This window comes from Alsobacter sp. P4_H11 (assembly GCF_056400925.1).
Genome location: NZ_JBFUKI010000007.1, coordinates 338,064 through 357,753 on the forward strand (window position 1 = coordinate 338,064; position 19,690 = coordinate 357,753).

A 19,690-nucleotide genomic window follows, 5' to 3' on the forward strand; every position below is an offset into this window, starting at 1 on the left:
AAGGGCGCGGTGGAGGTGCTGGCATGCGGTGGTGGATTGTTGCGGCGATCGGAACGGGCGCGCTGTTTGGCGCGGCAGGCGCCGTGGCCCAGCCCATTCGCTCCGCCCTGGCCGACCCGGTCAACACGGGATCGCTCGGCTCGCCCGGCTTCACGCCCGAGGCCCGGCCGGCGTCCGCGTCGTTCGACGCCTTCGTGGCCGGCCTCTGGCCCGCCGCCAAGGCGCGCGGTGTTTCACGCAAGATTTTCGACCAGGCCTTCGCGGGCGTCACCCCCGACGGCAAGATCATCGAGCTCACCCGCAAGCAGTCCGAGTTTGTGAAGCCGATCTGGTCCTACCTGGACGGCGCGGTGTCGGAGGCCCGGCTGGCGCGAGGCCGCGAGGTCGCGTTCCAATACGCCTCCACGCTGGCCGCCATCGAGCGCCGTTACGGCGTCGAACGCTCGGTGGTGCTGGGCGTCTGGGGCATGGAGACGAATTACGGGTCATTCACGGGCGGCAAGGACGTGATCCGCTCGCTCGCCACCCTGGCGCATATCCGCTATCGCGGGACGTTTTTCCGCCACGAGCTCATCACCGCGCTGGTGATCCTGCAGCAGGGCCATGTGGCGCGCGCCGACATGAAGGGCTCATGGGCGGGCGCCATGGGGCAGACGCAGTTCATGCCGTCGAGCTTCACCAAGTGGGCCGTCGACCAGGACGGCGACGGCCACAAGGACATCTGGACCTCGATCCCGGACGCGCTCGCGTCCACGGCGAACTACCTGAAGAAGCACGGCTGGAAGCATGGGCTGCCCTGGGCCGTGGAGGTGCGCCTGCCGCGCCGCTTCGATTACCGCACCCACGCGTCGAGCTTCGCCCACTGGGCCGTGCTGGGCGCGCAGCGGGCCGACGGCCGGCGCCTGCCGCAGCATGGAGAGGCCTCGCTTTTCATGCCCGCCGGATCACGCGGCCCCGTGTTCCTGGTCACGTCCAACTTCAAGGCCATCAAGGCCTACAACAGCTCGGACGCCTATGCGCTCGGCGTCGGCCATCTCGGCGACCGCGTGACGGGCGGGGCCCCGATCGCGGCCGCGTGGCCGAAGCACGAGCCGCAACTCGACCACGGCCAGCGCCGCGAGCTCCAGAGCCGCCTCGCGGCGCTCGGCTTCTCAATCGGCGAGCCGGACGGGCGCATCGGAACCAAGACCCGCGACGCTCTCCGCAGCTTCCAGCAGCGCCGTGGCCTGACGCCCGACGGCTATCCCACGCTCGCCATGCTCGAGGCGCTGCGCACCTACCGTTGAGAGCGGCCGAGCCCGTGCGGGTTTTGATCCGCGCCGATCCGCACTAGAATGGCTCCGCGCGCCGACGGTCCGGCGACGCGGAGGCGATCCTTGCGGCATCTGTGGAAACTCGCGATCCTCATCCTGCTGGCGGTCAGCGCGATCCCGGTCGCGCAGGCGCAGACCGCTTGGGACGACCGCTACCCGCACCTCTTCGCCCCCCAGTTCCAGGCGCGTCCGCGCGCCTATCGGCCGCCGCCGCCCGCCGCGCGTGTTGAGCGGCGCCGCCCCGCACCGGCCGCCACCGTGGTGGTTGGCGACAGCCCCGAGAAGCCCTCCATCGAGCCGACCGCCTTCGTGCTGGTGCTGGGCGACACCATGGCCGAGCAGGTCGCCACCGGCCTCGGCGAAGCGTTCGAGGACAATCCCGACGTCCGGATCCTGCGTCGCACCGTCACCTCCAGCGGGCTCGTGCGCGAGGACTTCCACGATTGGCGCAAGACCGTCCGCGAGGTGCTGGCCTCGCCCGACAAGCTCACCCACGCGGTGATGTTGATCGGCTCCAACGACCGTCAGGCTATCCGGGACGGCTCTGGCGCGCCGATCGAGGCCTTTTCGGACCCCTGGAAGGAAGCCTACGCGGCCCGCGTCGACGAAATCGGCAAGGCCTTCGCCGACAAGGGCGTCCCGCTGTTCTGGGTCGGCCTGCCGATCATGGAGGGCGCCCGCGTGTCCGCCGACATGCGCAGCCTGAACGAGATCTACCGCGCCTCGGCGCGCAAGACCGGCGCAGTCTATATCGACCTGTTCGAACCCTTCGGCGACGCCCAGGGCCGATATTCTTCCTTCGGGCCGGACCTCGCCGGCGACAGCGTCAAGCTTCGCGCCGGCGACGGGGTGCATTTCACCAAGGCGGGCGCCCGCAAGGCGGCGCATTTCGTCGAGGTCGAAATCCGGCGGGTGCTGGACCAGCGCGCCCCGGCCGTGGTCGCGGTGCCGGGCGCGGACCCGGATGATCCCGCGTCCCGCGATCCCGCCTTGCAGCCTGGCGGCGTCGAGCGCGTCATCGACCAGGCGGTGCTGCGCGGCCTCGACGGCCTGCCGCCCGCCCCGCTCGCGATCCCGCAGCGGCCCGTCGCCGGGCCCATCCTGCCCCTGACCGGCCCCGAAGCCGCGCCGGGCGGAACCTTGATCGCCGGCGCCAGCCGCCGCGCCGTCACGGACGCCGGCCAGCTCATCGAGCGCGCCCTCGTGCAGGGCCGCGCGCCGGACCCCAAGCCCGGCCGCGCCGACGACTTCAGCTGGCCGGGGCGCTGATCCTCGAGCTCAGATCCAGCCCTGCAGCTCCCGCTCCACCACGGCGCGGATGACGTCCATGCCCTCCGGGGAGTCGTTCAGGCACGGCACATAGGCGAACTTCTCGCCACCGTGGTGCATGAAGTGCTCCATGTTCTCGCCCTCGATCTCCTCGAGAGTCTCCAGGCAGTCGGACGAGAAGCCCGGCGCGATCACCAGCACCTTCTTGACGCCGCGGCCCGGCAGCTCGCCCATGGTGTCGATCAGGTAGGGCTTCAGCCACTCGTCCGGCCCGAAGCGCGACTGGAAGCAGACCATGAAGCGGTCCTTGTCGAGCCCCAGCGCTTCGCGCAGCAGCCGTCCGGTCTTCATGCATTGGCAGTGGTAGGGGTCGCCCTTGAGCAGGTACTCCATCGGCACGCCATGGAACGACGCCACGATCATATCAGGCTCGAAGTCGATGCTGGCCAGCTTCGCCTTCACGGTCTTGGCCAGCGCGTCGATATAGACCGGGTCGTCGTGCCAGGGGGGCGTGACCCGCACGGCCGGCTGCCAGCGCATGTCCATCAGCGCCTCGAAAGCCTTGTCGCAGGCCGTCGCCGTCGTGGCCGCGCAGGACTGCGGATAGAGCGGCACGAGCAGGATGCGGTCGCAACCCTGCTCCTGCAGCGCCTTGATGCGCGACGGCGTCGACGGATTGCCGTAGCGCATGCCCCAGTCCACCACGATCCGGGGATCGCGCGTCGACACCATGGCGGCGAGCTTCTCGGCCTGCGAGCGCGTGATGGTCTTCAGCGGGCTCTCGTTCGCGTCTTTGTTCCAGATGATGTCGTAGTCCTTGCCCTTCGGGCCGGGACGAACGCTCAGGATGATGAGGTTGAGGATCGGCCACCACAGCCAGCGCGGCTTCTCGATCACGCGCTGGTCGGACAGGAACTCCTTGAGGTAGCGCCGCATCGACCAGTAGTCGGTCGCGTCCGGGGTGCCGAGATTGAGCAGCAGGACGCCGATCTTGCCCATGCGGACGGGCGGATGCGCCTCCGGCAGCGGGCCGACGGCTTTGAAGTCCGCATCGGGACGGGGCATCACGGTCATCGCATCCTCATCGCGTCAAAACGAACAATTTCTGCGGCCCTGGGTCGCTTGCCAAACCCGGAAGGCTCGGTTCCATTATCACCGAACGCCGCCAAGACACCGCTGCCACGAGCCTTCTACGGAGACCGCCATGCGTCCGATCACCCGCCGAGACACGTTGCGCATCGGCCTGGGAGCCGGCGCGGTCGCGATCCTGTCGCAAACCGCCGCCCATGCGCAGGGCGCCGTGAAGGCGTCCTTCGTTCTCACCAACGACATCTACGAGATGAGCGAGAAGAAAGGCCGTGGTGGCATGGCCCGCCTCGCCGCGGTGGTCAAGGCCGAGCGTGAGAAGAACCCCAACACGATCTTCGTTCACGCCGGCGACACGCTATCGCCCAGCCTGATGTCGGGCTTCGACCAGGGCGCGCACATGATCGAGTTCCTGAACGCCATGAAGCTCGACGCCTTCACGCCCGGCAACCACGAGTTCGACTTCGGCAAGGACGTGTTCCTGAAGCGCATGGCCGAGGCCAAATTCCCGGTCCACGCAGCCAATATCCGCATGGCGGACGGTTCGGCGGTTCCGGGCGTGCAGCCCAGCGCGATCCGCGAGGTCGGTGGCGTCCGCATCGGCCTCATCGGCTCGGCGCTGGAGACCACCGCCCAGCTGTCGAGCCCGGGCGACCTGAAGTTCTCGCCCTCCGTCGACTCCATCCGGGCCGAGGCCAAGGCGCTGAAGGAAAAGGGCGCGGACTTCATCGTCGCGCTCACCCATACCGACCGATCGACAGACCTGCGCCTCTTCGACATGCGAGCCGTCGATCTCCTGCTCAGCGGTCACGACCACGACCTGCGGGTGAACTACGACGGCAAGACCGCCATGGCGGAGTCGGGCGAGGACGCCGAATATGTCGTGGTGGTCGAGGTCGCGTTCGACCTGAAGGTCGACGCCGCAGGCAAGCGCACGCTCGCGTGGTCGCCGCAGTTCCGCATCATCGACACTGCCACGGTGACGCCCGATCCGGAGGTGCTCGCCATAGTGAAGCGTTACGAGTCCGAGCTCTCCAAGGAGCTCGACGTCACGGTGGCGTCGCTCGACGTGGAACTGGATAGCCGCAACGCCACGGTGCGCGGCGGCGAGGCCGCGATCGGCAACTTCATCGCGGACGCGATGCGCGACGTGACGGGCGCCGACGTGGCGATCACGAACGGCGGCGGCATCCGCGCCAACAGGCAATATGCAGCGGGCGCCAAGCTGTCGCGCCGCGACATCCTCAGCGAGCTGCCCTTCGGCAACAAGACGGCCCTCACCGAGATCACCGGAGCCGCCTTAAAGGCCGCGCTGGAGAACGGCTTCAGCCAGCTCGAGAACCGCGGCGGCCGCTTCCCGCAGGTGTCGGGCCTCAAGATCGAGGTCGATTCCAAACAGCCGGTCGGCAAGCGGGTCGTGTCCGTGCTGGTCAACGGCGCGCCGCTGGACGAGGCGAAGCTCTACAAGGTCGCCACCAACGACTTCATGCTGCGCGGCGGCGACGGCTACACGGCGCTCGCCGGCAAGGTCGCGGCCACGATCGACTCCGGCGGCTCGCTGATGGCCAACGACGTCATGGTCTACGCGCGCAAGGTCGGCACGGTGAACGCCCGCGTGGAGGGCCGCACGGTGGTGCGGTGATCGCGCCGGCCGCCGCCGCCCCGCTTTCGCCCCGGTTCCGCGTCATCGGATCGCGGCTGCGGAGGGGATGCGCGTGATTCGATTGCTGAGGTTCGGCCTCACGGCCCTGCTGGCGCTGTGCACCGCGACGCTCCCGGCGCTCGCCCACCCGCATGTCTGGGTGATCGTGAAGGTCGAGGTCGTCTGGACGCCGGACGGCAAGGTCGCGGCCGTGAAGCACCGCTGGCAGTTCGACGACGCTTATTCGAGCTACGCCGTACAGGGCCTCGACGCCAACCGCGACGGCGTCTACTCGCGTGAGGAGCTGGCCGACCTCGCCAAGGTCAACACAGAGTCCCTCGCCGACACCGAGTTCTTCACCGTCGTGAAGGCGGACGGCAAGCGCCAAAGCTTCGGCGCCCCGACCGACTACTGGCTCGACCATGCCGACGGCAAGCTGACGCTGAACTACACGCTGCCCCTTCGCGAGCCTGTCGCCGCCAAGCGAACCCTGATCCTCGACGTCTACGACCCGACCTTCTTTGTCGACTTCAGTTATGCGGACGGCGACGACGCCGTGAAGCTCGCCGGCGGCCCTGCGGGCTGCGCGGTTCAGCTTTCACGGCCGAAGAAGCCCGACCCCAAGGGGGCGCTCAGCGAGGATTACTTCGCCAACGCCAACATGGGCTTCCAGTTCGCCTCCAAGGTCATCATCGCGTGCCCCTAGGAACCAGCCGATGACGCTCGCCGCAGGAGCCGCGCGTCCGATTGCTCCACGCCGCCGCCGCATCCTGGCGGCGCTCGCCATCGCGCTCGGCGCGCTCGCGCTCGTCGGCCTGGCCGGCGCGGTCCTGTCCTGGGCGCTCGGCGGCATCGGCGCGGCGCCGCCGCCCAAGAGCCCGTTCGGCATCGGCCTGCGCGAGGGGGGCGGATCCGCCACGGGCCTGACAGGCTGGATCCTGGCGACCCAGAGCCGCTTTTTCCAAAGCCTCACCGACGCGGTCCGGACCATGAAGGCCAGCGGGGACGCCGGCTGGGCTCTGATCGGGATCAGCTTCGCGTATGGGGTGTTTCACGCCGCCGGCCCGGGTCACGGCAAGGCCGTGATCGCGGCCTGGATCGTCGCCAACGAGAACGCGCTGAAGCGCGGCCTCGCGATGGCGTTCGCGGCGGCGGCCGTTCAGGCCCTCGTGGCGATCGCGATCGTCACGGTGGCGGCTGGCGTTCTCCGCGCCACCGCTGCCCGCATGACCGGCCTCACCAACGCGGTCGAGCTTGCGAGCTTCGCCGCGGTCGCGCTGGTCGGCGCGGCGCTCACCTGGCGCAAGGCCTGGCGGCTCGCGGGCAGGATCGCGCCGGACGGCGCCGCTCACGCCCATGCGCCCGGGGAGCCTTGCGGTCCCGATTGCGGCCACGCGCATCTGCCTGGCCCCGAGCGCGCCTCCGGCTCCTGGCGCGCGATGGCCGGGGCCGTGCTGGCGGCCGGGATCAGGCCCTGCTCGGGCGCCATCCTGGTGCTGGTCTTCGCGATGGCGCAGGGCCTCTACGCGGCCGGCGTCGGGTCGGTGCTCGCGATGGGGCTCGGGACCGCGCTCACCACGGGAGCCTTGGCGACCCTGGCGGTATTCGCCAAGGGGGCGGCGCTGCGGCTCGCATCGGGCCGCGGCCAAGGCGCCGAATGGGCGATGGGCGGGCTGGAAGTTCTGGCCGGCGCCGTCGTGCTGGCGCTCGGCCTCGCGCTCGCCTTCGGGGTCGCGTCCGCCGGCGCGGGCTAGCCGGGCCGGCTCGGTTCGAAGCCGATCAGGCCACTGTCTCGACGAAGCGTGTCAGCTCGATCAACAGCAGCGCCGTGAGGCCGCCCATGATCATCACGTCAATCAGCCGATAGGCTTCGGTGCGGCGAAATCGTGCGAGCGTCATGGCTTTCATGGTCGCCTCCCGGCGGAGGGGGCTCGACCTGAACCCCACTCCGCGACCATGGCGGCCCGCGCTGAATCATTGATGAATCCTTTGTTTCGGATTCGCCGCGATCAGGCGATTTGCACAGCCATCGCCCGGCTGATTTTGGCCGCCAGCCGGACCAGCGAAAGATCGGACCCCGCCGGCCCGATCACCGACAGGCCGAACGGCCCGCCCTCGTGCGTTCCGGCCGGAATCGTCACCTGCGGGAAGCCCGACAGGCCCGACAGGCACAGCAGCCGAAGCGACTGAGCACGCGAGGCCTCCAACGCCGCGTCGTCCGCCGCCAGCAGGGGCGCAGGCCCGGGCACGGTGGGCAGCAGCAGCACGCCGTCGCGCCCGAGCAGGGCGCCGAGATGCCGGCGGAAAGCCTCGCGCACCGCGCGACCCTTCTCGGCGTCCGCGGCCGGCACGTCGCGGCCGTATGCGAAGCGCTCGCCGATGCCGGGCCCCAGCGCCGGCTTCCAGGCCTCGATGAAGGCGCCATGCGACTGCCAGGATTCGACGCCCTGCAGCCAGCGGAACGCCCAGTAGAGCGCATCGAAGCCGCCATCCGCCACGGTCACGCCCTGCACGGGCTGCAACATGCGGTCGATCCGGGCCACCAGCGTTTCGAGCTGGCGCGCCGGCTCGGCCTCGGCCAGCGCGAAGCAATCCTCGGCCTTCAGCAGGCGGACCGCCTCCGGCAGCGCATGCGGATCCTCGCCCAGGATGGCTTCGCCAACGCGCAGGAAGGTCTTGTCGTCCCGGCAGAACCAGCCGGGCGTGTCGAAGCTGGCGGCCAGCGGCATCGTCAGGTCCAGCGGCAGGCGACCGTGCGTCGGCCGGATGCCGAACAGGCCCTGGTAGCTGGCCGGCCCGCGCACCGAGCCGCCGGTGTCGGAGCCGAGCCCGATGTCGCAGAGCCGCGCGCCCGTGGCGGATGCGGAGCCCGACGACGATCCGCCCGGCACCCGGTCCGGCGCGGCGCCGTTGATGGGCGTGCCGAAATGGTTGTTGAGCCCGTTCAGCGAATAGGCGAGCTCCACCGTGTGGGTCTTGCCGACGAACCGGGCCCCGGCGTCCAGGAAGCGCTGCACGATGGGGGCGCTCGCGGGTTTCACGTCCGATTGCGCCAGCTTGGTCGGCTGCCCGCAGCCGGTGCGGTAGCCGGCGACGTCGAAGATGTCCTTCACGGCCAGCGTCAGCCCGGCGAGCGGGCCGGACGGGGCGCTCGCGACCGGAACCTCGGGGTAGGGCATGAAGGCGTGAACGGGATCGTCCTGGACGGGCATGGGAGTGTCTCGCGGTTGAACGGAGTGTCAGACGCCGGCCGAGCCGCCGTCCGAGCGGGGATCGTGCACGGCCGCCACCGAGCCGTTGCGCGGGTCGCGCACCAGCATGCCGGCGTGGCCAACCGTGTCGGAATAGCTGTCCGGCAGCACCTCGACCTCGTGCCCGGCCTGCTCCAGCGCGCGCACCAGCGAGGGATCGAAGCGGTTCTCCAGCTTCAGCGAGGTCGAGGCCGAGCCCCAGGTCTTGCCCAGCAGCCAGCGCGGCGCGTCCACGGCGGCCGCCGGATCCATGCCGAACTGGGCGTAGCGGCTCAGGATCGCGGCCTGGAACTGCGGCTGGCCGTCGCCGCCCATGGAGCCGTAGGACACCACGCGGCCGTCATCGAGCACGGCCAGCGCCGGGTTGAGCGTGTGGAACGGCTTGCGGCCGGGCTCCAGCGGGTTCACGGCGTCCTTGTCCAGCGAGAAAGAGATGCCGCGGTTCTGCCAGAGCATCCCGGTGCGCGGCAGCACGCAGCCCGAGCCATATTCCCAATAGGTCGACTGGATGTACGAGACCGCCATCCCCTTGGTGTCGATGGCCCCCATCCAGACCGTGTCGCCCTCGCCCCAGGCGAGCGGGAAGCGCGCCGCCTTGCTCATGCTGATCTGGGCGGCCTGCTCGTTCAGGAATGCGTCGGTCAGGTAGTCGGCCGGCTCGTAGACGAGCCGCGCCGGGTCGGTCACCACGGCGTCGCGCACCCGGAAGGCGCGCTTGGTGGCCTCCACCAGCCCATGCAGGTGCTCGAAGCCCTCGCCGCGCGAAACGCCGAGGCGCGCGAAGAGGCCGAGGATGATCAACGACGCCAGCCCCTGCGTGGGCGGCGGGAAGTTGTAGAGCTTGGCCCCCGCGACCGAAAGGCTGAGCGGCTTCACCAGGCGGGCGTGGAATCGCGCCAGGTCGGCGCGCGTGACCGGCGCCTCGAGCTGCTCGAGGTCCGCCCCGATCTCGCGGCCGATGTCGCCGCGATAGAAGTCGTCCAGCCCCGCGTGGCCGAGCTGCTCCAGCGTGTCGGCCAAGCGCGGCATGGTGCGAATGGCGCCGGCCTTGGGCAGCGCGCCGTCCTGGAGGAACTGCGCCGCGAAGCCCGGCGCCTGCTTCAGCTCATCGAACAGGTTGGGCACGCCCCGCGCCTCCGAGGCGCTCACCGCGCAGCCTTCGCGCGCATGCCGGACGGCGTCTTCGAGCAATGTCGACAACGGCAGGCGCCCACCCGTCTGCGCCTTGGAGAACTCGTTGGCGAGCGCCCAGCCGCCCACCGCCCCCGCCACCGTGACGGCGGCGTCCGGTCCGCGCCCCGGGATCACGTCATGGCCCTTGTCGCGATAGCGCGCGATCGTCGCCAGGCTTCCGGCCGGCCCGCAGGCCTCGATCGCCCGCATCTGGCCGGTCGGCTCGCGGATGAGCCAGAAGGCGTCGCCCCCGATGGCGTTCATGTGGGGGTAGACCACCGCGATGGTGGCCGCCATCGCGATCATGGCCTCCACGGCGTCGCCGCCCTCGGCCAGCACGGCCCGGCCGCTCTCGGCCGCAAGGTGGTGGGGCGCAGCGGCTGCGGCGCGGGAGAACACGGGAGTATCGGCCATGGCGGAGGATCTTCGAGGTTGCGCGGCCGCCTCGAAGCGGCCCAGGTGGGCTGTCATCCTTGCACGCTGGCGCGGCTCGATATAGTGCAGGAGCCGCAGATCGAGCGAGATCGGAACGAGGAGTTGCGCGTGGCTGCGTCCGGACGGCTGAACACCAAGAACCTGACCACCATCGTGAGCGTCGGCATCCTGGTCGGCACCGAGGTGATCGGACTGGCGCTCGCGGCCGGCTGGGGTCTGGCGGGCATCTTTCAGCTTGGCGCGGCCTATGAGTACGCCTTCATGGCGATCTTCACCGTCTTGGGGATGTACGCGCTCTACCGCTTCATGCAGCGCGCCGTGAAGGTCGAGCCCATCCGCGGCTGAGCCGCTTCAGCCCGGCTCGCATGACTTCATCGTCACCGGGTCGGCATCGCCCGGGGCCAGCTCGCCCATCGGCTGGCACCGACCTTCGGCGCATAGTCTCCAGTCATCCGTCACGCCGGCCCTGCGCAGCGCCACCTCCGGGAGCGGCGGAACGCGCGGCGCCCAGCGCCAGAAGCCGTCGGCCAGCACCGCCTCGGGCGGGGGCTCCATGCCGGCCCCCATTCCCTTGACCCGCGCCTCTACGAGAACGAGGCCGGCGGGGGTCACCCGCCAGTCCTCCTCCCACGGGATCTTCTCGATCGAGTGTGTCCACGCCAGCGTGAAGGCGGCGACGCCCGCGAGCTTCGCCGCCAGCGCGCCGCCGGCGTAAAGGCAGAGACCCGCCACGCCCCTACTTGTTCACGCCCTTTTCCTTGAAGAACTTCTCGGCGCCCGGATGCATCGGCACCGGCATGCCCTCCAGCGCCTTCTCGAGCTTGATCTCCTTGCCGGCGCTGTGAGCGGCGGCGAGTTCAGGCAGCTTGTCGAACATCGACTTCGTCATGCCGTAAACGACGTCGTCCTTCAGGTCCGAGCGGGTGACGAGGTAGTTCACCACCGCGGCGGCCTGCACGTCCTTGTCCTGTCCCGTATAGGTGTTGGCCGGAATGGTCGCCTTGACGTAGGGCGCCCCGATCTTGTCGACGATGCTCGCCGGCACCTCCACGACCACGATGTCCACCGACGTCGCGAGGTCGCGGATCGCCGCCACGCCGAGTCCCGCCGACTGCAGCGTCGCGTCGAGCTGGCGGTTCTTCATCAGCTCCACCGACTCGGCGAAGGGCAGGTACTCGACCTTGCCTAGGTCCTTGTAGGTGATGCCGGCGCCGTTCAGGATCGCGCGGGCGTTCAGCTCCGTGCCAGATTTCGGCGCGCCCACCGAGAGGCGCTTGCCCTTCAGGTCCGCCAGCGTCTTGATGCCGCTTTCCTTGGAGGCGACCACCTGGATGTAGTTCGGGTAAATCGCCGCGACGCCGCGCAGCTTGGTGAGCTTGGACTTGAAGCCCGCCTCCTCGTTGCCTTCCCACGCGAAAGCGAGGCTATCGCCGAGCGTGAACGCGATCTCGCCCTTGCCTTGCTGCAGCAGGTTCAGGTTTTCGACCGACGCCTTGGTGGCCTGCACGGAAGGCCGCGCGCCCGGGATGGCCTCGCCATAGATCTTCGAGAGCGCCACGCCCATCGGGTAGTAGACGCCGGAGGTGCCGCCCGTGAGAACGTTCAGGAACTCGTCGGCGGACGCCGGCGCGGCGACAGCCAGGGTGGCGGCGGCCGCAAAGGCCATCCGGGCGATGCTTTTGTTCATACTCGTCTCCCTTGGGCCCGAAGGCCTGCGCGGTTCAGGCCCGCGCCGTTGAACGCGGCGCGCATCTGGTCCGGCGCGCCTTGGCCGGGAGAGTGCCCGACAAACGGGCGTCAGGACAAGTGCTTAGGCCCTCGTACCGGTCAGGCCGCGCGGGGCTGGATCTTGGCGAGTTCACTTCCGATCCTCCGGCGCTCTTCCATGAGCTCGAAGTCCGCCTGCAGTCCGAGAAAGAAACCTTCCGACACGCCAAGATAGCGGGCCAGCCGAAGATCGGTGTTCGCCGTCACGGCCCGCTTGCCAAGAATGATCTCGTTGATGCGCCGTGGGGGCACCCCGATGGCTCGCGCCAATGCTGTTTGAGACAGGCCGAGCGGCTTCAGGAAGTCCTGGTCCAGGATTTCCCCCGCGTGGGGATTGTGGAGAAACCCCTCAGCGGTGGTAGTCGACGATTCCGACATCGCTCGGACCTCCTGTCGTCCAACGAAAGCAGATGCGCCATTGGTCATTCACCCGAATGCTCCAACGGCCTTCGAGCTCGCCCTTCAACGGCTCGAGCCGATTGCCCGGTGGAGCGCGTAGATCATCCAGGCGCTCCGCCCGGTTCAGAAGACGCAGCTTGCGCAGCGCGACAGGCTGGATGTCGGCCGGCAATCTCCGGCTCTGGAAGCCGTCCCAAATCAGGGACGTCTCCCGGTCGGCAAAATTGATGATCAAAATCATACCCCATAACGTTATGCGGAACAACTCCGCGGGGGTCAGCTCGCCGGGTGCACCTCCCGCCAGTGCCGGGCGATGTCGACGCGGCGGGCGATCCAGACCTTGTCGTGGCCCTGCACGTAGTCGACGAAGCGCTCCAGTGCGGCGACGCGCCCCGGCCGGCCCACGAGGCGGCAATGGAGGCCGACATTGAACATCTTGGGCGCGCCTTCCTGGCCCTCGCGGTAGAGCACGTCGAACGAGTCCTTCAGGTAGGCGAAGAACTGGTCGCCGCTGTTGAACCCCTGCGGGGTGGCGAAGCGCATGTCGTTGGAATCCAGCGTGTAAGGGATCACGAGATGCGGCCCCTTGGCGGACGGAACCCAGTAGGGCAGGTCGTCCGCGTAGCTGTCCGACGAGTAGAGGAACCCGCCCTCCTCGGCGACGAGGCGCTGCGTGTTCATGGAGCAGCGGCCCGTGTACCAGCCGAGCGGCCGCTCGCCGGTCACCTCGGTGTGCAGCCGGATGGCCTCGGCGATCTGCCGGCGCTCCTCCTCCTCGGGCATGTCCTTGTGCTCGACCCATTTCAGGCCGTGGCTGGCGATCTCCCAGCCGGCCTCCTGCATGGCGGCGACCTGCTCCCGGCCACGCGCCATCGCGGTGGCGACGCCATAGACGGTGACCGGGGCGTTGCGGCTGGTGAACAGACGATGCAGCCGCCAGAAGCCGGCGCGGGCGCCGTATTCGTAGATCGACTCCATGTTCCAGTGGCGCTGGCCGACCCAGGGCGCGGCGCCGACGATCTCGGACAGGAACGCCTCCGAGGCGGCGTCGCCGTGCAGCACGTTGTTTTCGCCGCCCTCCTCGTAGTTGATGACGAACTGCACGCAGGTGTGGGCGCCGCCGGGCCATTGCGGATCGGGCGTGCGCCGGCCATAGCCGATCATGTCGCGCGGGTAGTGGTCGGTCATCGGCGGGGCTCCGGCTTGGCGATTCGCCGTCCAGAGAAGCGCGCCGCGCCCCCGGTTTCAAGCCGCGGCGTTTGAGGCCCGCGCCGTGGTCTGCTACGGCTGCGCGCCCGTTCCCCCTGCCCGGCTCCGCCCTTGCCCCAGCACGCCCAGATCCGCCCCGCCACGCTCGACGACCTCGATGCCCTCGAGACCATCGAGAACAGCGTCTTCGACACGGACCGGCTCTCCCGCCGGTCGCTGCGCTACTACGTCACCACCGACAAGGACACGTTGCTGGTGGTGGAGCGCCACGGCGCGGTGGTGGGCTACGCGCTGGTGGCGTTCCGTCGCGGCGCTTCGCTGGCCCGGCTCTACTCCATCGCGATCCTGCCTGACGCAGCCGGCGGCGGTCTCGGCCGCAAGCTGCTGGACGCCGTGGAGGCGGAGGCCATCGCGCGCGGCTGCATCTTCCTGCGCCTCGAGGTGCGGGCGGACAACGTCGCCGCGATCAAGCTCTACGAGCGCGGCGGCTACCGCCGCTTTGGCGTGTATGACGACTACTACGAGGACCACCAGGACGCCTGGCGCTACGAGAAGCGCCTGACGCCGCACGCCGCCCTGCCCGGCCGGCCGCCGCCCTTCTACGCGCAGACGCTGGATTTCACCTGCGGACCCTGCTGCCTGATGATGGCGCTGGGCTGGGCCGACCCGGCGTTCCGGCCGAGCCGCGCGACCGAGATCCGGCTCTGGCGCGAGTCCACCACCGTCTACATGACGTCCGGCCTTGGCGGCTGCGAGCCCTACGGCCTGGCGGCCACGCTGGCCCGGCACGGGCTCAAGGTCGAGTTGCGGCTCTCGCACGAGGGGCCGTTCTTTCTGGATGGCGTGCGCAGCCCCGACAAGAAGGAGGTTATGCGCATCACCCAGGAGGACTTCCGCCGCGAGGCGCTGGAGGCCGGCGTGCCGATCGGCCCGGCGCTAGACCAGGCGTCGCTCGCCAGCGTGCTCGACGAAGGCGCGATCGTGATCGTGCTGGTGTCGGGCTACCGGATGTTCCGCAAGAAGGTCCCGCACTGGCTGCTGGCGCACGGCCAGGACGGCCGGCACGTGTTCGTCAACGACCCCTGGGTCGAGACCGCCGAGCTGGAAACAAACGTGGCGGCCGCCAACCTGCCGATCCCGGCCGAGGAGTTCCAGCGCATGGCGCGCTACGGCAAGGAGGACCTCCGGGCCGCGGTGGTGATCCGCAAGCCCTGAGGCTCTAGCCCGCCGCGGGCGCTAGCCCGCCGCCACCCGCAGCCACGGCCGCTTCGGGTCCGGCGCCGCCTCGTCGGCGACCGCCGCCTGATAGGCGACCCGAACGCCGTGCACCCGGCCTTCGGCCAGGGCTCGGCGGGTCGGCTCGTGCGTCACCATGAAGCTGTCGACGCCGCAGCGGATCATGAACGGAATCTGGTCGCGCAGCACGTCGCCGACGGCCCGGATCTCGCCCGCATAGGCGTGGCGGCTGCGCAGCAGCGAGGCCGTCGAATAGGCGCGCCCATCGGTGTATTTCGGAAAGCGCAGCGCCACCAGGGCGAAGCGGGGCAGGTCCTGCTCGATCCCGTCCAGATCCTCGCCCGCCTCGATCAGCATGCCGAGCGGCCCGTTGCGGCGCAGCAGGCTCGTCCGTTCGGCCAGGAAGCGCGCCTTGCCGACCACGATGGGAGCGTCGCCGTCCGGCGCGGGAGCATCGGCGGGCAGGGTCGCCCAGGCGTCCGCCACGAAGGCTCCGTCCCGGAACACGGTCGAGAGATCAGCCATCACGCCGCCTCCGCCGGGTAGAGCGCACGGATAAACGGCGCCTCGCCAACCCGCCGGAATGCCTCCAGGAAGGTTTCGGCCGGGCCGGTGCGGATCGCCAGGTAGGTGTCCACCACGGTCTCGACCGCGTCCACGATGCCTTCGGTCGAGAAGCCCTTGCCAACGATCTCGCCGATCGAGCAGGTCTCGTCGCCCGAGCCGCCGAGCGTGATCTGGTAGAATTCCTCGCCCTTCCGGTCCACGCCCAGGATGCCGATATGGCCGACATGGTGGTGGCCGCAGGCGTTGATGCAGCCCGAGATCTTGATCTTCAGCTCGCCAATCTCGCGCTGCCGGGCGGCGTCGCCGAAGCGCTCCGAGAGACGTTGCGCGATCGGGATCGAGCGCGCATTGGCGAGCGCGCAATAGTCGAGGCCCGGGCACGCGATGATGTCCGTCACCAGCCCGGCATTGGCGGTGCCGAGGCCGGCGCGCTGCAGCTCGGCGAACAGCGCCGGCAGGTCGTCCAGCCGGACATGCGGCAGCACGAGGTTCTGCTCGTGGCTGACGCGCAGTTCGTCGAAGGAGTAACGCTCTGCCAGGTCCGCCACGAGCTCCATCTGCTCGGACGTGGCGTCGCCCGGGATGCCGCCGATCGGCTTCAGCGACACGGTGACGACGCCGTAGCCCTGCTGCTTATGGGCCGTGACGTTGCGGTCGACCCAGGCCGCGAAAGCGGCGTCGGCGGCGCGGGACCGCTCGAAAATCTCCGACCGCTCCGGCAACGCCGCAAAGGCGGGAGGCGCGAAATAGCCCGCGATGCGGGCGATCTCGGCCGCTGGCACGGCCAGCGTCTCGTTCTCGGCCTGGAGCTTGGCGTATTCGTCCTCGACCTGGCGCTTCAGCTCCTCGAGCCCGGTCTCGTGGACGAGGATCTTGATGCGCGCCTTGAACTTGTTGTCGCGCCGGCCGTGCAGATTGTAGACGCGCAGAATGGCCGTGCAGTAGGCGAGCAGTTCCGCCTCGGGCAGAAAATCGCGCACTTTCTTGGCGACGAAAGGCGTGCGCCCCTGGCCGCCGCCGACATAAACCGTGAAGCCCTTCTCGCCGAGCGCGTTGCGGGTGAGCGAAAGGCCGATGTCGTGCACCTGGATCGCGGCCCGGTCCTGGGCCGCGCCCGTCACCGCGAGCTTGAACTTGCGAGGCAGGAACGAGAACTCCGGATGCAGCGAGGACCACTGCCGCAGGATCTCGGCGTAAGGCCGCGGATCGTCGACCTCGTCGGCGGCCGCGCCGGCGAAATGGTCGGCCGTGACGTTGCGGATGCAATTGCCGGAGGTCTGGATGCAGTGCATCTCCACCTCGGCGAGGTGCTGGAGGATCTCGGGCACCTGGTCCAGCGCGATCCAGTTGAACTGGAGGTTCTGGCGCGTGGTGAAGTGCCCGAAATTGCGGTCATACGTGCGGGCGATGAAGGCCAGCTTGCGCAGTTGCCGGGACGACAGCACCCCGTACGGAATCGCGATGCGCAGCATGTAGGCGTGCAGTTGCAGGTAGACGCCGTTCATCAGCCGCAGCGGCTTGAACTGCTCCTCGGTGAGTTCGCCCGACAGGCGCCGCTGCACCTGGTCGCGGAACTGCTCTACCCGGTCGGCGACGAAGCGCCGGTCGAACTCGTCATAGCGGTACATGCCTGGTTCTCCGCCGCGTCACGCGGCCACGGGCGTCGAGGCGCCCGGCACGTCGATGGTGGGGCCGCCCTGCGCCCGGATGGCTTCGCGGTTGCGGGTCGCGACGATGCCGGTTTCAGTCCGTGCGACTTCGATCAGGTAGGGATCGACGATGAGGTGCGCCTGGTCGGCGTCCTTCTGCGCCTCGGCCAGAAGCGCTGCGGCTGCCTCCGGGGTTTCGGCCACGGCGGCTTCGTCGATCTTGCGCGACCACCAGCCCTCGGCCGTGCGGAACACGACCCGGCCGTCGCCGGTGGAATTGCCGGTGACGGCCTGAAGGGCGGCCGAACGGGATGGCTTCTTCAGCATCGTGGCGGTCCATACACGAACGCGCCCGCGAATAGAGCGCAATTCACGCTATCAGATGCAGGATAGAGCCGAAATTACATTTTTTGTCGTGTAATGAGCCGTGCGGCCCGGGTCAGAACCCGAGCGCCAGGCCGTCCTTGCGATGGTCCGAAGCGCCGTACAGCGCCCCCTTGTCCCGGTCGATCCAGATCGCCTGGCAGCCGCCCGTGGGATCGTCCGTGAGCGCCACCGTGTGGCCACGGCCGCGCAGGTCGGCGACGATGCCGGCGTCCATGCTGTGCTCCACCGTCAGAATGCCGTCGAACGAGAAACTGCGCGGCGCGTCCGAGGCCTCCTGCGGGCTCATGCCGCGGTCGAACACGCGCGACACGAAATGCGCGTGGCCGGCCGCCTGATACTGGCCGCCCATGACGCCGAAGGGCATCACGCACTGGCCGCCCTGCGTCACCATGCCGGGGATGATGGTGTGCAACGGCCGCTTGCGTGGCCCGATCGTGTTGACGTGCCCGGGGGTCAGCCGGAAGCCGAGGCCCCGGTTCTGCAGCACCACGCCGGCCTGCGGCGCATAGATGCCGCTGCCGAACGCCGCGAACAGCGAGTTGATGAACGAGATGGAGTTCAGGTCCTTGTCCACCACGGTCAGGTAGATGGTGTCGCGGTGGATCGCCTCGTCCCAGCTCTCGGCCGGGGCGGCGCTGTCCATGCGGATCTGCTCGCGCAGCCGGGAGATGAAGGGTTCGGACAGGACGCGGTCCACGTCCACGGGCGTCACGGACGGGTCGCACACGATGAGGTCGCGCAGCCGGTAGGCCGCCTTGGTGGCCTCGGCGTGGATATGCACCCGGTCGGCCTCGCTCAGCGCCGAGGAGCGCAGGTCGAAGCCAGCCATGATCCGCATGATGATCAGCGCCGCGAGCCCCTGCCCGTTTGGCGGGCACTCATGCACGGAAACGCCCGCATAGTCGGTCGCGATGGGGTCGACATAGTTCGAGGTCTGCGCCGCGAAATCCTCCAGCGTGTGGAGGCCGCCGAGGCCGCGCAGCGTCGTGACGATCTCGTCCGCGACCGGGCCCTCGTAGAAGGCCTTGCGGCCATGCTTGGCGATCGCCCGCAGGGTCGCGCCGAGGGCCGGCTGCGACCGGCGCTCGCCCGGCTCCGGCATGCGCCCGCCCGGCATGTATTGCGCGGCCGCGGCGGCGTTGTGCGACAGCTTGTCCGTCTGCTTGGCCCAGTCGAAGGCGACGCGCGGCGTCACCCGGAAGCCGTTCTCGGCGTGGTCGATGGCGGCGCGGAAGATCCGGTCCAGCGGCAGGCTGCCGTGGTCGTTGTGCAGCGTGCACCAGGCGTCGATGGCGCCCGGCACCGTCACGGCATGCGGGGTGAGGTCCGGGATCGCCGTGATGCCGCGCTCGGCGTACCACTCCGGCGTCGCGGCGGCCGGCGCGCGGCCCGAGCCGTTCAGCGCGATCGGCATGCCGCCTTTGGGGGCGTAGAGCGCGAAGCAGTCACCGCCGACGCCCGTCATGTGCGGGTCGACCACGCATTGCACGGCCACGCCGGCCAGCGCCGCATCCACGGCGTTGCCGCCATCCCGCAGCACGTCCAGCGCCGCGATCGTAGAGGCCGGATGCGATGTCGCCACCATGCCGCGATCCCCAATCGCCATGGAGCGGCCGGGCGTAACGAAGTCGCGGGTGGTGCGCATGGGTTTCCTCCTGAATTTTCGACATCTCAGACCCCGCCGCGCGCCCGCCGTCAAGCGCGGACGGCGCATGGCTGGCGGTTGAGCCCCGCCGACGGGTGCGCCCGGCCTCCGGGATTTCATCCTCCCCTGGCGCGGACCTCACTCCGTCATCCCCCGCCGGAGCGGCGAAGCCTCGGAGGGGAAGGAGATCCAGGGGCCATCGGCCGGAGTGTCCACCCAGTCCCCTGGATCCCCTTTCCGGCGCTGCGCGCCGCCGGGGATGACGGTGGAGGGGTTTGAGCCTTGGAGGCGGGCAAGCGTCTGCATTCTCCGCCCGAGCGGAGGTGAGGCAATCGGTGGAGGGGCGCCGCGAGGCGTCGGTCCATCAATGGTTTTACGCGTAGGGTCTGGACGGACCGACGCCCCGCGACCGGCGATTTTGAACCTTCCCGACCCGCGCTCCTTCCTCGTGGCCGCTCCTTGTGGGCAGCAACCGCGAGGGTGTTAAGGTGGCCGCGTCCACGGCCCCACCATAGTGTGGGGCGGGCGGGCTGACTGCCTGACTTAGGGTCGGCTGAGGCTGTTACCCCTCGAACCCGCCGTCCGGCCGCTCCGGAAAGGCCTCCCGGGAGGGTGGGTCCGGTATCCCCACCCGCGCAGGCGCCGCGCCCCGACCCCGCAAC

At 69.5% G+C, this 19,690-nt stretch carries 19 protein-coding genes and 1 pseudogene; 7 read left to right on the forward strand and 13 right to left on the reverse strand.

Features of this window, described 5'->3' with window-relative positions; all coding sequences use genetic code 11:
- Window positions 1-23: 23 nt before the first annotated feature.
- Both AC1DSZ_RS15015 and AC1DSZ_RS15020 read left to right on the forward strand, forming a co-directional pair.
- Window positions 24-1,286 carry a lytic murein transglycosylase gene (locus AC1DSZ_RS15015; RefSeq protein ID WP_476839142.1) on the forward strand — a complete coding sequence of 421 codons (1,263 nt, stop codon included), beginning with the start codon at window positions 24-26 and terminating at the stop codon, window positions 1,284-1,286.
- A gap of 90 nt (window positions 1,287-1,376) precedes the next feature.
- A complete protein-coding gene (locus AC1DSZ_RS15020) occupies window positions 1,377-2,582 on the forward strand; it encodes an SGNH/GDSL hydrolase family protein (RefSeq protein WP_476839143.1) in 1,206 nt (401 codons plus the stop codon).
- A 9-nt stretch (window positions 2,583-2,591) separates the two neighbouring features.
- Here the strand turns inward: AC1DSZ_RS15020 and hemH are convergent, their stop codons facing one another.
- On the reverse strand, window positions 2,592-3,656 hold the full coding sequence (hemH, locus tag AC1DSZ_RS15025; protein WP_476839144.1) for a ferrochelatase: 1,065 nt from the start codon (window positions 3,654-3,656) through the stop codon (window positions 2,592-2,594).
- A gap of 130 nt (window positions 3,657-3,786) precedes the next feature.
- Between hemH and AC1DSZ_RS15030 the strand changes: the two genes are divergently transcribed.
- The 3 genes from AC1DSZ_RS15030 (at window position 3,787) to AC1DSZ_RS15040 (ending at window position 7,064) form a co-directional block, all read left to right on the forward strand.
- Window positions 3,787-5,310 carry a bifunctional metallophosphatase/5'-nucleotidase gene (locus AC1DSZ_RS15030; protein WP_476839145.1) on the forward strand — a complete coding sequence of 508 codons (1,524 nt, stop codon included), beginning with the start codon at window positions 3,787-3,789 and terminating at the stop codon, window positions 5,308-5,310.
- Window positions 5,311-5,383: 73 nt separating this feature from the next.
- A complete protein-coding gene (locus AC1DSZ_RS15035) occupies window positions 5,384-6,016 on the forward strand; it encodes a DUF1007 family protein (protein ID WP_476839146.1) in 633 nt (210 codons plus the stop codon).
- Between the two features lie 10 nt (window positions 6,017-6,026).
- Window positions 6,027-7,064, forward strand: a complete 1,038-nt coding sequence (locus AC1DSZ_RS15040) for a nickel/cobalt transporter (RefSeq protein ID WP_476839147.1) — start codon at window positions 6,027-6,029, stop codon at window positions 7,062-7,064.
- Between the two features lie 25 nt (window positions 7,065-7,089).
- Here AC1DSZ_RS15040 and AC1DSZ_RS15045 read toward each other — a convergent pair whose 3' ends face one another.
- The 3 genes from AC1DSZ_RS15045 to AC1DSZ_RS15055 form a co-directional block, all read right to left on the reverse strand.
- The gene (locus tag AC1DSZ_RS15045) at window positions 7,090-7,218 is read right to left on the reverse strand and encodes a hypothetical protein (RefSeq protein ID WP_476839148.1); all 129 of its coding nucleotides are present in this window, start codon (window positions 7,216-7,218) and stop codon (window positions 7,090-7,092) included.
- Window positions 7,219-7,319: 101 nt separating this feature from the next.
- On the reverse strand, window positions 7,320-8,522 hold the full coding sequence (locus tag AC1DSZ_RS15050) for an amidase (protein ID WP_476839149.1): 1,203 nt from the start codon (window positions 8,520-8,522) through the stop codon (window positions 7,320-7,322).
- A 27-nt stretch (window positions 8,523-8,549) separates the two neighbouring features.
- A complete protein-coding gene (locus AC1DSZ_RS15055; protein ID WP_476839150.1) occupies window positions 8,550-10,148 on the reverse strand; it encodes a gamma-glutamyltransferase family protein in 1,599 nt (532 codons plus the stop codon).
- Between the two features lie 129 nt (window positions 10,149-10,277).
- On the opposite strand from AC1DSZ_RS15055, the gene AC1DSZ_RS15060 reads away from it, so the two are divergent.
- Window positions 10,278-10,514 carry a hypothetical protein gene (locus AC1DSZ_RS15060; protein ID WP_476839151.1) on the forward strand — a complete coding sequence of 79 codons (237 nt, stop codon included), beginning with the start codon at window positions 10,278-10,280 and terminating at the stop codon, window positions 10,512-10,514.
- Between the two features lie 6 nt (window positions 10,515-10,520).
- Here the strand turns inward: AC1DSZ_RS15060 and AC1DSZ_RS15065 are convergent, their stop codons facing one another.
- From AC1DSZ_RS15065 to puuE, 5 genes and pseudogenes are all read right to left on the reverse strand, one after another.
- Window positions 10,521-10,901 carry a DUF1850 domain-containing protein gene (locus tag AC1DSZ_RS15065; protein ID WP_476839152.1) on the reverse strand — a complete coding sequence of 127 codons (381 nt, stop codon included), beginning with the start codon at window positions 10,899-10,901 and terminating at the stop codon, window positions 10,521-10,523.
- A gap of 4 nt (window positions 10,902-10,905) precedes the next feature.
- The gene (locus tag AC1DSZ_RS15070) at window positions 10,906-11,856 is read right to left on the reverse strand and encodes a TAXI family TRAP transporter solute-binding subunit (protein ID WP_476839153.1); all 951 of its coding nucleotides are present in this window, start codon (window positions 11,854-11,856) and stop codon (window positions 10,906-10,908) included.
- A gap of 140 nt (window positions 11,857-11,996) precedes the next feature.
- Window positions 11,997-12,314 (reverse strand): HigA family addiction module antitoxin, encoded by a 318-nt coding sequence (locus AC1DSZ_RS15075; RefSeq protein ID WP_476839154.1) that lies wholly within the window; start codon window positions 12,312-12,314, stop codon window positions 11,997-11,999.
- Entirely contained in the window at window positions 12,286-12,570 is a 285-nt protein-coding gene (locus AC1DSZ_RS15080; protein ID WP_476839174.1) for a type II toxin-antitoxin system RelE/ParE family toxin, read from the reverse strand. Before AC1DSZ_RS15080 ends, AC1DSZ_RS15075 begins: the two co-directional genes overlap by 29 nt.
- A gap of 53 nt (window positions 12,571-12,623) precedes the next feature.
- Window positions 12,624-13,523 (reverse strand): annotated as a pseudogene (gene puuE, locus AC1DSZ_RS15085) (allantoinase PuuE); the annotation flags it as partial.
- A gap of 132 nt (window positions 13,524-13,655) precedes the next feature.
- Between puuE and AC1DSZ_RS15090 the strand changes: the two are divergent.
- Window positions 13,656-14,759, forward strand: a complete 1,104-nt coding sequence (locus AC1DSZ_RS15090; protein ID WP_476839155.1) for a peptidase C39 family protein — start codon at window positions 13,656-13,658, stop codon at window positions 14,757-14,759.
- A 21-nt stretch (window positions 14,760-14,780) separates the two neighbouring features.
- Here AC1DSZ_RS15090 and AC1DSZ_RS15095 read toward each other — a convergent pair whose 3' ends face one another.
- The 4 genes from AC1DSZ_RS15095 to AC1DSZ_RS15110 form a co-directional block, all read right to left on the reverse strand.
- Complete coding sequence (locus AC1DSZ_RS15095; protein WP_476839156.1) at window positions 14,781-15,305, reverse strand: DUF934 domain-containing protein; 525 nt, start codon at window positions 15,303-15,305, stop codon at window positions 14,781-14,783.
- Entirely contained in the window at window positions 15,305-16,975 is a 1,671-nt protein-coding gene (locus tag AC1DSZ_RS15100; RefSeq protein WP_476839157.1) for a nitrite/sulfite reductase, read from the reverse strand. The genes AC1DSZ_RS15095 and AC1DSZ_RS15100 overlap by 1 nt, the downstream gene beginning before the upstream one ends.
- An 18-nt stretch (window positions 16,976-16,993) precedes the next feature.
- A complete protein-coding gene (locus AC1DSZ_RS15105; protein ID WP_476839158.1) occupies window positions 16,994-17,323 on the reverse strand; it encodes a DUF2849 domain-containing protein in 330 nt (109 codons plus the stop codon).
- Between the two features lie 112 nt (window positions 17,324-17,435).
- Window positions 17,436-19,028 (reverse strand): gamma-glutamyltransferase family protein, encoded by a 1,593-nt coding sequence (locus AC1DSZ_RS15110; protein ID WP_476839159.1) that lies wholly within the window; start codon window positions 19,026-19,028, stop codon window positions 17,436-17,438.
- Between the last annotated feature and the right edge of the window lie 662 nt (window positions 19,029-19,690).